We start from the raw sequence: 12596 nt of genomic DNA, 5'->3' as shown, positions 1-12596 counted from the left end.
CGCCATACCTGCCTGTGTGAAAGCTAAATGGCATGAGTTGTAAGAAAAGAGGAATGTTTATAACCGGCACCGATACAGGTGTCGGCAAGACAATGGTGGCCGCGGGTCTGGTCAGATTGGCCCGGGATCGCGGGATTCGCTGCGTTGCCGTGAAACCCATCGAAACAGGATGCCCGGTCCGAGAAGGGAAGCTCTACCCGGAAGACGGCGTTTTTCTGCAACTGGCGGCACAAGGAGCCTTGACCCTGGATCAGTGTGCTCCTGTCCGTTTGTCCGTACCGGCTTCACCTGCAAGAGCCGCCGCGATGGAAGGTCGCAGGCTTAACCTGTCGGATCTGGAGGAACACATCAGGACCATCGCCGAGGATGCGGATCTAACTATTGTGGAGGGCGCGGGCGGCCTCATGGTTCCGATCCAAGGGAAGCTGATGATGATCGATCTCATCGAAAGGCTCGGGTACCCCACTCTGCTGGTCGGGAGAACAAGGCTTGGGACCTTGAATCACACCTTGCTGAGCCTGGAGGCTCTCCAACGAAGGGGAATAGAAACCGCCGGGATAGTGCTTTCCACAACTGAACCCATTCCCGGACCCGAGGAAGAATTTACCGCGGGAGATCTGGCCGGAATTGTGAAGGACGTACCAGTGGCAGTGCTGCCGCATCTTGAAGAGGGAATACGAAGAAGCCCGGAAGAGATAGCGAACACAATGGCTCGGATCTGGCCTTCCGCTTTTGTGGCAAAATGCTTGGGACAACAGGAATGAATTGACGTTTTTGCCAATTTGGACGGGGGAGATTCACCATGACTGCAAAGCCTCTTCAAGTCATTTATGACGATGTCTACTTGACCGATTATCCCACAGCTTCTTGCGAGACTCCCGAGCGGGTGTCTGCCATAATGGCCGTCCTGAGAAAACACTATCCTGTGATGAAGCCTGAGCCCGCGTCGGAAGAAGATGTTTTGCGAGTGCACACGCGATCGGTGCTGAAGGAGATTCAAGCAGATCCGGGTCTTTATCAGGCAGCGATAACGGCCGCTGGTGGGGCTATTCTGGCCGCCAATTTAGCATTGAAGGGCCAGCCTGCTTTCGCGGCTGTGCGTCCGCCCGGACATCACGCGAGTCCCGCAAGTTACTGGGGCTTCTGCTTTTTCAACAACGTGGCCGTTTCCATCGAAGGCTTGCTGCGCCGAAAAGCGATCTTCAGCGCTCTGGTTTTGGACATAGATCTCCATTTCGGTGACGGGACAAACAATTTCTTCACAGGAAGGCCCCAGGTTACTGTGGCGAATATCCAGGACAACGACCGAGGAAGATTCCTCCAAAATGTCGATCTCGCGCTGAGCGCCAACGAATACGACATTATCGCCATCAGCGCCGGGTTCGATCGCCATGTCCAGGATTGGGGCGGTACCCTTACTACCGAAGACTATTTCACTATCGGAAGAGCGGTCTGTAAGTACGCGGAGACCCGCTGTGAAGGAAGGTACTACGCGGTGCTCGAAGGCGGATACAACACCGAAGTTCTAGGAGAGAATGCGCTCGCACTTTGTAAAGGCATGGACCCGGCTTCGTAGGAGAAAGAATTGCGGGGAGCCCCTTTTTGTAAAAAGGGGCTCCCCGCACCCCTCTCCAAAAACTTCAATATCATGTCCGTTGGTTGGCCTCCGCTGTCGGCGGAAGCCAACCAGCGGGCAAGACGGATGTTTCTTGAAGAGGGAGCGGAGGAAACTCCAGCAAAAAAGTTTCCCCCAAGGTCTCCTCACCTCTGATTAGCCGGGGGTGTCGGGGATGTGTGCCAGGGAGCGGGCCATTACTTCGCGGGGACGGCTGGTACCGTCGGACGGTCCGATAAGGCCTTCGGCCTCCATGGCCTCGATTATGCGCGCGGCCCGATTGTATCCGATGCGCATATGGCGCTGAATCAGAGAGATGGACGCGTGGCCCAAACGACTCACAAGCTCGACAGCCTCATCGTACTTTACGTCATCTATCAAGTCGCCGGCGGCCATCTTTGACTCGTCTTCGGCGAGTTGCTTGGAGATCTCTTGCAAGTAGACGGGTGCTCGCTGCGCTTTTATGAAATCCACGATGCTCTTGATCTCTCGCTCGGAAACGTATGCTCCGTGCAAACGCCTCATTTTGGCGGTTCCCGGCGGCAGGAATAGCATGTCCCCCATGCCAAGGAGGTTTTCCGCACCGGTGGTGTCCAGAATCGTGCGGGAGTCAGGTTTGGCCGACACCTGAAACGACAAGCGCGCTGGGAAATTGGCCTTGATCACCCCGGTGATGACGTCCACTGAAGGCCTTTGCGTTGCAAGTATCAGATGAATGCCCGAGGCCCTTGCCATCTGGGCGAGGCGCGCGATGGATATCTCGATATCTTTGGCCGCAACCATCATCAATTCCGCAAGTTCATCCACAATGATCACTATGTAGGGCAGCTTTTCCGCAGGCGGACCTTCGGGATCAACCTTTATTTCGTTCAGACGTACTTTTTCATTATACCCTTCGATATTTTTAGCCCCGGCAAGGCTCAGGAGATCGTATCTCCTCTCCATTTCCCGTATTGCCCAACCCAATACGCGAGGGACCTTTTCCGCCTCCGTCACCACAGGATGGATCAGATGTGGAATGTCCTGATAGTAGGACAGCTCCAGCTTTTTTGGGTCCACCATGAGGAATTTGACTTCATCCGGATGACAGGTCATCAGCCAGGAGCAGATGAGGACATTCAGCCCCACGGACTTGCCCGTTCCGGTAGCGCCCGCTATGAGCAAGTGAGGCATGCGGGTCAGGCTGGTCGCGAAGGGTTCTCCGTCTATACCCTTGCCCACAGCTACCTTCAGAGGCGCTGTGGACTCCATGAACGCGGGGGATTCGATAATTTCCCTGAAATACACTATCTCACGATTAAGGTTGGGCACTTCTATGCCCACCGTGTCTTTTCCCGGAATAGGGGCCACTACGCGCGTAGAACCGCATTTCAATGCCATGGCCAGGTCGTCTGCGGTGTTGAGCACTTTTCGCAAAGGAATGCCGGCCGCCAGGGTCAGTTCATACATAGTAATGACCGGACCCGGGTGAATCTCCACAACCTCTCCCTTGATTCCCAGGTCCAGCAGCTTCTGTTCCAGTGTGGCCGCGTTTTGTTCAAGTAGCTTTTCATCTACGGACCGGGTCGAACTCGGAGGGGGATCAAGAAGGTCCGGGGACGGCAGCTTGAAATTGTCATCTGTCGAGGGGTCGTTCTTGCGGGTGTTCGCCCGAGCTATCTGCTCATCAGCTCGCCTGGTAACTCTGATAGGCCTGCCGTTTGAATCGGCCTCGCCTCCCTCGGGCTTTGCGCACAGTTTTGCAGCGCGTCCTTGGTCGCGGCCCTTGGACAGCAACTCTTCCTTTATGTATTCGTCTATTGCCGCTTCCAACTCCCGGTGGCTCACCGCACCGCGTCCGTTGCGCGCGGATTCACTGCCCGTCTCCAATGCTTTCCAAGGCACAGGATTCGGAACCACGGCCTCCGTCGGTACAGGCTTAGCCTTGGTCCCGTTGGTGCCATTATCGGGATTCGATATGAGCGCTCTCGCTCCCTCCCGCGGCAAGCACGACATCCGTTCCCAGGAGGGGATCCCGATGTGGGTGGTATCGAATTCGATTCCTGCGGTGTCGGGCTGACTCACCTCGGGCAACACCTTTTTAGGCAAGGGATCTTCTCTGACGGCCGGCGGATCGGCACTGACGTATTCGTCTTCGGGATAGTACGGGGGCTCGGCCGTAACGGCCTTGAGCCTTCCCCAAAGCACCAGGAAGTAACCGCCTACGATCTTGGATGTCGCCGCGATGATTGGGATGCTTCCCCGTAAAGAAGCTTTAGAGAGCTGTAGAATGCACAGCAGAGCCAATGTGAGGCTCAACACTACCTCACCCGCGCTCCCGACAAGCCTCAAGAACGATTGATGAAGGAAAGTCCCAATAGCGCCGCCCGCGTGGAGCACTGGAAACTTGAGAAAAGGACCCGGTGAGAAGCGCTCCAGCAGGGTGGATATTCCGGCGAGCAACAGGAACACCGAGCAAATTTCAATCCAGCGAGAAGGCGCGCGAGGGGGAACAAAAGCCCTTAAACCCAGAACCGCGAGCCCGACGGGAATCAGCAGGGCGGTCAGGCCGAAAACCTGCACCAACGCGTCAGCAACATGCGAACCTATTAGACCGCACAGGTTTGATATGTGATTGCGCGTGGTGGAAACGTTGAGCGACGGGTCCCGAGGATCGTAAGAAACCAAACAAAGCAGTAAGAACAGTGCCAAGGCAAAAAAGACGATCGCGCGATACTCGCTCCTGCGCGAGACTAGGGGCATACCAAGGGACCGCGGAATCTTCTTCGTCACAGGCTGTTTTCTCAGCGGTTTTCCTTCCATAAACCGAAATGGCCTTTACGGGAAAGGGCTGCGCTTCGTCCTGAGGACAGAGCACAGACCAAAAATATTAAAAAACAGTTGCTTTCGAGGTTATAATAACACAACACATGATGTTTTTTCAATAGTAAGTTGATTTTAATGGAAAGTAGTTATGGCTGGTGAGGTTGGCTCGGGATAGGACTGCAATACCGGCAAGATTGGCTGGCTGGAAGTCGTTATCGAGGCAGACAGCCGGGGGCAGTGCACATATTTGGGGGGCAAGGCGGCGGAGCGCATGGCGGTGGCGGACAGGGCGGCGGAGGAGCGAGCCTGTAATCCGCCGGAGTCGGGCATAGCCCCCAACATATCGTGACCGGGCACGGCGGTGGACCGACGATTTTCTTGGGGTAGCATTTCATCGGGGGGCAGGGTCCGCAGAACGGAGGAGGGGGTGGCCCCGCGCAAGTCGGCCCCGGGGGGGGACCATAGGTTAACGGCACAAGCTCACATGGATCGGGTGGGGGCATGTACGCAAAGCTGGGCTGCGGCAGGGCAACCAGGGCCACCACCATCAAACACACAGATCCAGTAATGAGTGAGGACAGCCGCAAACCAAAACTCTCCTCGGGCGCTCCTGCTCGGAGTCCCGTCATTTCCTCAAAACACTATTTTCCGACAGATCGGTGACGTAACAATACAGGAACGACCCATCAGCGTCAAGAATTTTCCACATCATCAGGACAAATTCTTCAATGATCAATTTAATATAGATATATAAGTATTTAATATTATGTCTTGTTTTGCGCGGTATCATGATAAGATTTGACGAACTCCGCGACCCGTTGAGCAACGTATGCTTCAGCCCCGTCCATTTCGTCCCGGCTGTCGAATGTGAACCGCAGGCTTTCCAGGATCGTCCCAACCCAGGAGCCGTTGCCGGTGGCACCGTTTACATCAGCCTCCTGAAAATAGTACCGGCTTCGCCTGACCTTGGAGGAACCTCTAAACGGCCAATCATTCTTCCAGGAAAGGATTTCTTTGAAGATTTCTCCCGCAGGAGACGAAAGCAGGACCTCCGGGTCCAACGCAAAGCCCAGGGCTCTTTCCAGGAGACCGAAAACGGCTCTGACAAAGTTCACATCAGTCGCGACCAACCCGTAGGTGTGCCAGTCATCAATCACCGCGGCCAATATCGTCCGGTGATGGTGGTCAAGAGCCTCCCATGCCGGGCAAAAGAATGACTTACAGGCTACGCTGCCGTAGTAGCACAGACCTCTGAAATCCACTCCTCCGTTACCCGGAGAAAGGGGGTGCAGCAGACAGCCCACGGTCAACCATCCCTCGTCCAGGAAGCCCGTGAACTCGCAGACGTGGATTCCCAGGTCCAGGGGCGCTTCTTTTTCCAGCAATCTGACGCTTTCCTCATATTTGATCAGAGCTTCGGCCGATCTTTCCGTAGCGGCAAAAAGAGTAGTACGCGCGCCGAGCTTCTTTGTGAGGGAAGCCTTGGTACCGTCCGCCACGTTGTAAAGACCGCAGCAGGCCGCACAGGACTTGCCGCGGTCGGGGCGGCAGAGATTCATTCCACCATCCCCGCCGATGGAGCGTGCCACCGCCTATACTTACGGCTAATCGCCGGAATAGTCATAAAATCCTCGGCCGCTCTTTTTGCCAAGATACCCCGCGTCCACGTACTTTCTTAACAGCGGACACGGGCGGTATTTCGGGTCGCCAAATCCTTCATAAAGGACGTTCAATACGGCGAGGCAGGTGTCCAATCCGATGAAATCAGCCAGGGTCAGAGGTCCCATAGGATGGTTCATGCCGAGCTTCATTACTTCGTCAATGGCTTCGGGTGTGCCCACGCCTTCGAACAGAGCAAAAACCGCCTCGTTGATCATGGGCATGAGAACGCGATTGGATATGAACCCCGGAAAGTCCTGAGCCTCCACAGGGGTTTTCCCGAACTTCTTGGCCAAATCCACGGTCAGTTTGGTGGTCTCGTCGTCAGTCGCCAGGCCGTTGATCACTTCGACGAGCTTCATGACCGGAACCGGGTTCATAAAGTGCATCCCGATGAACTTCTCCGGGCGCCTGGTTGCCGAAGCCAGTTTCGTGATGGAGATGGAAGAAGTGTTGCTGGCAAGGACCACGCCGGGCTTGACCACGTCGTCCAGAGTGCGGAAGATCTTTTTCTTCAGATCCAAATCCTCGATTATGGCCTCCACCACGAAATCGGCACCTTTGAAATCCGCTAGATCGGTGCTGCCTTTAATCCTACGGAGGATTTGAGCCTTATCATCCTCGCTCATTTTCTGTTTGGACACGGCGCGGTCCAGGTTTTTTTCGATCGTTCGCAGCCCTTTGTCCACGAAATCTTGGCTCACGTCGTTCATTATCACGGTTAAACCCGCGACCGCCGCTACATGAGCGATTCCGTTTCCCATTTGACCCGCGCCCACCACACCGAACACCTTCACGTCCATTTGATTCCTCCCTTAACATTGGCCCTTCCAGGCGGAAGGTTAAAAGAATTGCCCGCATGTCGTACCACGACTCGTTCGGCTGCAGGTCAGCCGTTGTCGGAAAAGCCGGCACATCGCCTGCCAGAGGAACGAGCCCCGGCCTCAAAATCCTTGGTCTGTTTAATCAGCGCGATTCTGAAGGAAGAGATTGATTTTCGACTATTAGCATAATTGACTGAGGAATGCGAACGTGCGGGGCAATCCGCACACACGTCTCCGCGTGCAGGTGTTTCATCACATGATTTCTTTGCATGAGCGCATGCCGACGCTAAAGCGCTTCTCTTACGCTCTGCATGAGCAAATAGCTGAAGCCCAGGAAAACCAGAGCGCGGACGATGGTCATGTGGTCGCTGAATTCGCCGGCCTGCACGGCAGGATAGAGAAAGTACCCCATCAGGGCCATTCCAAGCAAGCACAGCACCATCTTTAAGTAAGGGTTGAGGAATTTGTTTCCGGCCATAGCGTCTCCAAAATCTAGCGGAGAATTGAATCGAAGAATAACATAATAACACAAAGCTCTTCGGGAGCCTCGCCCATAATGGCCAAAGCTCCAAGCCGGCCAATGCTAAAATTACCTGTTTGATTGCCCACCGGTGTTAACTCTCATCTCGTCACTTCATTCGCGAGCCTCCTATCGCGTGCTCCACGAGTCGGACTATTCGGAATTTATTGTATTCATTTTATAACCCTGCTATATTATGCGCATAAAAATCTGAGGATTACGGTGATTCTACTCAAAGAACCAGGAAGAATCTTGCCTTAGCTTGATGTGGCCGTTCCACGGCAGTCACAAAGGCGCAGCAGGAGGGCCTAAAACAGTCCTTTTGAGACATTAGGCCCGCAGGCGGCGATACTTCCGGTCCAGGAGCCAGGCTTCCACCATGGACAGCAATAAACAGTTGAAGATCCAAGGCTTCAGCGGCACAATTACGAACACGAGCCTTCATGATATGATTCAGTTGCTCTGCATAGGCCGAAACAGCTGTAGGATGCATGTGAGGAGCGGGCCCAAGAAGGGACTTATATGCTTCCGTGAAGGTGAGATTGTTCACGCCCAAGGGTCTCAGTTGGAAGGGGAAGAGGCCTTCTACGATATCCTGTCATGGGAATTGGGTACCTTCGAGTGCGACGATGTAGCGTGGCGAAAAGAGACCATTCAGGAAAGCTGGGACTTTTTGTTGATGGAGAGTATGCGTCGCCTTGACACCCTGATTAGCTAGGAGCAGCTTTGGATCTCGGGCTGTTTTTATGATGGCTGGCATGACTCGTGATACTGACAAGCCGCGTGCATGAGCGACTTGAGTCAAAGGCCCAAGGGAAAGGGGAGTAGCCGGCGAGAGCCTCATTTCTGTTATCGGAGTTGCCGCAGATTTCTGCTACCGCAATCTCCAGGAAGGCCGGTTGACCGAAACACATGGCAGATCTTGTCTTAACAAAGCAGTCCCTTGATCGCATCGACGCTATCCTGGCGAATCTGATAACCAGGAGTGGCGCTCATACGGTGCTTTTGATCGACAAGGCCGGGCAACTCATCAGCTTTCAGGGGTCTATGGATCAGGAGAAAGTAGCCTCTCTGGCCGCCTTGACTGCCGCCAACTACGGAGCCACCACGGCAATTGCACGCCTTTTCGGTGAACAAGAGTTCACTCTTCTATTCCACAAAGGGAAGGAGGAGAACATCCACTTTTCCAACGTGGGCGACGAATATCTGATGATAACGATCTTCAATAATAACACCCATCTGGGCCTCGTACGGTTAGAGGTGCGTAAGGGGTTGGAACAAATAGAGGCTATGTTTGCCGAAAATCTTCGGCAGTGGTTTAACACCTGATGGGTGGACGCGGCGGCGCTTACTCTGTCAACCTGAGTTGTAGTTTGGATATATAGCCGGTTTTATGGATTGTTTGGATGGCCATTATAAGTTTCAGATCTGACGAGATTCACTGCAAGATAGTCTACTATGGGCCTGGGAGAGGCGGCAAAACGACCAACCTCATAACCATTCACAAGGCTCTGGGGCATCAGGTGAGGGGCGAGCTTTTGTCAATCGACACAGCAGGTGACCGTACTTTATTCTTTGACTTTCTTCCCATGGACCTGGGTACTATCGGCAAGTTCCGAATCAAGATCTCTCTGTACACCGTTCCTGGTCAGGTGCGATATAACGACACTCGAAAGTTGGTGCTAAAAGGCGTGGACGGGATAGTTTTTGTCGCTGATTCTCTCGAAGCGCGGAAGAACAACAACTTGGAGAGTTTCGCAAACCTCGAAGACAACCTTCGGGAGCAAGGGAAATCGACGTCAGTTCTGCCGGTTGTGTTGCAGTACAACAAAAGGGACCTTGAAGGGACCAAAGTGGCGGTCCTGCCTCTGAACGAACTCAACGAGGACCTGAACCCACTGTCCAACTACCCGGCGTTTCCCGCAAGCGCGCTGAAGGGTGACGGTGTGCGAGAAACATTTAAGAAAATCTGCATGATGACCGTAGTGGACGTTAGTACGCGACTGCTGAAGGACAGAGGAATGGGTCTTTCAGGATCCGGGACATGATTGCGACGTTGGGAGAAAAACAGTGGCCGACCAGATAAAGCACAAATCCCCGCAGGAGCTTGGAGAAGCTGTCGGCAGGAAAATCGAAGAACTGTTCGGGGGAATGTTCGGGGATGAAGAAAGCCAAGCGACTGAGGCCGCCCCTTCGTCTCCTCCACAGGCCGCACCGGCGGGAAAGACTGCCCCGCCACCCGGACCATCGGCTCCAGGGGCGCCTAGCGGTCCAGGGCGCTCCGCGGGCGGCGGCAACATTTCCGCGCCGGGTGGTTCCCGTGAAGACCCGGGAAAGGCAAAAATGCCTTTTGAGGATTTGGTGGAACGTGCTGAAGCCCTGATTCTTAGCATGGAATGGGAAGTAAGTCCTGATTCGGCGACGGAGCTTTCGGCAAGGTTCAAAGAAATGGAGCCGCTAATGCCGGCCTCTGGTCCGGCCCGCAACATTCTGGCCATGAATGCTCGTGTGCTGGCGCGCTGCAATGCTCCGGAAGCAATCCCCCACCCGGCCTTAAACAAGTTTTTTCAGCAGAGTGTCACGGGTCTGAGATCCATATATGAGTCGCAAGGCAAACGACCGCTTGGCCAAGATCTGATTGACAGCCTGACCAAAGGGTACAAGCAAATAATGGCCGCTCCCGTGGTTGCCAAACCAACCCCCGAATCCGGCGAACCAGCGCAGGGCAGTGGTCGGGACTACGGTGGATTACTCGAGCAGTTGGGAAATTCCATCCGCTCGCTAGGGGAGGCCGGCCAGAGGTTGTCCAGAATTCTCGGGGCGCTTCGCCAAGGTGGAGAAATGTCCAGGGAGGAAATGAGAAGGCGGTTGGGGACCTTGGAAGGTCTTTTGTCCGACCGGATGGATGAGCTTTCTTCATACCACAAAGCATTAGCTCAAATAGCGCCCCCGATGACCGACGGCTCAACGGCAGGGACCTCCGCTGAAGGGATTTTGATGGTGGTCTGGGAGGGGATGCCACTTGCCATCCCTGCCTCCGCAGTAGCAGCTCTTTTTCCGCTTAACAAGGCGCAGGCCGAACAGTTCGTCGGCAAATCAACAGTGACGCTCGGCTCGCACCAGGTGCAGCGATTACCTTTAAAGAAGCCTGCCGGCTCCGATCAGAGGGCTACGAGTCTGCCCTCCTGGTTCGTCCGTCTGGCCTGGGGCGGAAAAGACTGCTTTCTTGTGGCAGACAGATCCTTGGGCTATCGCCGAACCCCAGAGGGCGTAGACCTCCTCCGAGACAAGCAAATAAAGATTGGTGCCACAACATTTGCCGTCTTGAAGCTCGCGGCTTTCCGCTAGTCAAGCGGAGCATATACAGGTATGACCGATCCGAAAACCAAAGGCCTCTCGTCTCCGATGGCTCGACAGGCGATCTTCGAACCTAGGATGTTCGGACGTTACTGCCTGATCGATCAGATCTCTCAGGGCGGGATGTGCGGGATCTTCCTGGCCAAGACGATGAGCGTCGGCGGATTTCAAAAGCCACTGATCATCAAGAAGCTCCTTCCTGAGTATTCCACCAGGCCCAGATATGTAAAAAGATTCGTAAACGAAGCGAGGACCCTCGCGCGGCTTAGCCATTCGAACATTGCTCAAATAATAGATATGGGCGTGATCAACGGGGAGTACTATATTGCCCTGGAATATATCGAGGGCCGCAATGTGGCCCACGTACTGTCCAAGGCAGCCAAGACCGGCCGCTACCCTTCTTTGGAATTTGTGTTGCACGTAGCGTTGGAGGTTGCCAAAGGACTCGCTTACGCTCACCGGAAAAAGGCGCCTTCCGGCGAAAGTCTTATGCTTGTCCACCAGGACGTCAATTCTTTCAACGTAATGGTTTCGTACGAGGCCGAAGTCAAGATCATTGATTTCGGCATTGCTCGAATCTTCCTGGGCAAGGCGCAGGACGGCCTGCCGGTCGCGGGAAAGCTGCTGTACTTTTCTCCGGAACAACTTCAGAAGAAACCGGTAGATCGGAGAGTGGACATTTATGGAACCGGGGTGCTGCTCTATGAGATGCTCGCTGGCAAGCGACTGATACAGCATCAGGCTACCGTTGGACAGACCGTGAAGACGATTCTGGAGATGGACGTTGCAGAAAAAGTTAATAATAACGCCAAGATCAGGCCTGAATTGAAGCCCATCCTGATCAAGGCAATGGCCTTGAATCCTGATGACAGGTACTCATGGATGGAGGAGATGATTGAAGACCTGCGGCCGGCAGTCAAGAAATGTGCTCTGGATCTCGATCCTGTGCCTCTTTCCGCTTACATGAAGGAAGAGTTCCGTCGGGAAATCCTGTTGGACAGGCACCGAATGCGAAGGCTCCTGGACGATGAAAGGCCCCGATTGCTTCTTGCGGGAAAATCAGGGAAACCGCCCAAGGAAGGCCAATCTGAGGAGGGGGTCGTTCCGGAAGCGAGGCGATTGACAGGTAATTCCTGGCCTTTCAACCGAGAACCTAGACCGCAATGGGAGGGGGACACCCCGGGGATAAAAAGCGTTTGCTTCCGGGCCGGACAAATCATCTACCGGACGACTGATTCTGCATCTGAGGTATACGTCATCCGTTCCGGAAAGATCCGCCTATTCTTTAAAGCGGGGAAAGTCAGGCAGACACTGTGTGTTCTCGGTGAAGGTGATTTCTTCGGAGAGACGGCCCTTCTCAATGATCGATATAGAAGTTCGTGGGCACTGGCCGAGGAGAATTGCGAAGTGGTGTGTTTGGAAAGGCAGGTTTTCGAATCCTTCTTGGGTGAAGGGCTGCCGGGCGAAATCACCTGTAGTCTGATAGAAAAATTGCGAGATACCACGGCTCTGCTCGAAGGCAACATATTTACCGACAACCTGGCCCGCTTAATACACGCCCTTGTGTTCTTTCAGCGACGTAACTCTCAGCGCAATGGCCGCGATATTGACCTGAATGAATTGAAGGATTTGTTTCATCTGGAGGATGAGCGGCAGGTCCAAAAGTATTTGGGCAAACTGGAAGACCTTAACATCTTGAAGGCCCAAGAAACCTCAGTGCAAATCCAAAATCCGGAAAAGCTGGAAAACATTCTCAGCATCCTTTCAGGCCGGGGTCGATTGACGCTGAAATTGTGAGTTCCCCTGGCCTTTCGGG

At 54.2% G+C, this 12596-nt stretch carries 11 protein-coding genes; 7 read left to right on the top strand and 4 right to left on the bottom strand.

Annotation, left to right across the window (positions count from 1 at the left end):
* The first annotated feature begins 53 nt into the window (after positions 1-53).
* Both bioD and HY913_21345 read left to right on the top strand, forming a co-directional pair.
* Positions 54-764, top strand: coding sequence for a dethiobiotin synthase (bioD, locus tag HY913_21350; protein ID MBI4965838.1), 711 nt, complete (start codon positions 54-56; stop codon positions 762-764).
* A gap of 38 nt (positions 765-802) precedes the next feature.
* Positions 803-1576: a histone deacetylase family protein gene (locus tag HY913_21345; protein ID MBI4965837.1), complete on the top strand. Its 774-nt coding sequence runs from the start codon at positions 803-805 to the stop codon at positions 1574-1576.
* Positions 1577-1771: 195 nt separating this feature from the next.
* On the opposite strand, the gene HY913_21340 is transcribed toward HY913_21345, so the two are convergent.
* The 4 genes from HY913_21340 to HY913_21325 all read right to left on the bottom strand — a co-directional run bounded on the left by HY913_21340 (position 1772) and on the right by HY913_21325 (position 7381).
* Complete coding sequence (locus HY913_21340) at positions 1772-4387, bottom strand: DNA translocase FtsK (protein ID MBI4965836.1); 2616 nt, start codon at positions 4385-4387, stop codon at positions 1772-1774.
* A 797-nt stretch (positions 4388-5184) separates the two neighbouring features.
* Complete coding sequence (locus HY913_21335) at positions 5185-5979, bottom strand: hypothetical protein (GenBank protein ID MBI4965835.1); 795 nt, start codon at positions 5977-5979, stop codon at positions 5185-5187.
* Between the two features lie 45 nt (positions 5980-6024).
* A complete protein-coding gene (locus HY913_21330; protein ID MBI4965834.1) occupies positions 6025-6882 on the bottom strand; it encodes a 3-hydroxybutyryl-CoA dehydrogenase in 858 nt (285 codons plus the stop codon).
* 307 nt (positions 6883-7189) lie between these two features.
* Positions 7190-7381 (bottom strand): hypothetical protein, encoded by a 192-nt coding sequence (locus tag HY913_21325; GenBank protein ID MBI4965833.1) that lies wholly within the window; start codon positions 7379-7381, stop codon positions 7190-7192.
* 421 nt (positions 7382-7802) lie between these two features.
* Here HY913_21325 and HY913_21320 point away from each other — a divergent pair, with 421 nt between their 5' ends.
* From HY913_21320 to HY913_21300, 5 genes are all read left to right on the top strand, one after another.
* Complete coding sequence (locus HY913_21320) at positions 7803-8141, top strand: DUF4388 domain-containing protein (protein ID MBI4965832.1); 339 nt, start codon at positions 7803-7805, stop codon at positions 8139-8141.
* Between the two features lie 194 nt (positions 8142-8335).
* Positions 8336-8752 (top strand): roadblock/LC7 domain-containing protein, encoded by a 417-nt coding sequence (locus tag HY913_21315; GenBank protein ID MBI4965831.1) that lies wholly within the window; start codon positions 8336-8338, stop codon positions 8750-8752.
* 77 nt (positions 8753-8829) lie between these two features.
* Complete coding sequence (locus tag HY913_21310; GenBank protein ID MBI4965830.1) at positions 8830-9471, top strand: GTPase domain-containing protein; 642 nt, start codon at positions 8830-8832, stop codon at positions 9469-9471.
* Positions 9472-9493: 22 nt separating this feature from the next.
* Complete coding sequence (locus HY913_21305; protein ID MBI4965829.1) at positions 9494-10771, top strand: hypothetical protein; 1278 nt, start codon at positions 9494-9496, stop codon at positions 10769-10771.
* A gap of 21 nt (positions 10772-10792) precedes the next feature.
* On the top strand, positions 10793-12577 hold the full coding sequence (locus tag HY913_21300) for a protein kinase (protein MBI4965828.1): 1785 nt from the start codon (positions 10793-10795) through the stop codon (positions 12575-12577).
* Positions 12578-12596: the final 19 nt, after the last annotated feature.

The organism is Desulfomonile tiedjei (assembly GCA_016212925.1).
In the GTDB taxonomy this organism is placed as follows: Bacteria; Desulfobacterota; Desulfomonilia; order Desulfomonilales; family Desulfomonilaceae; genus JACRDF01.
Note: the sequence above shows the minus strand (reverse complement) of the source record. Positions and strands in the feature narration are given on the sequence as shown.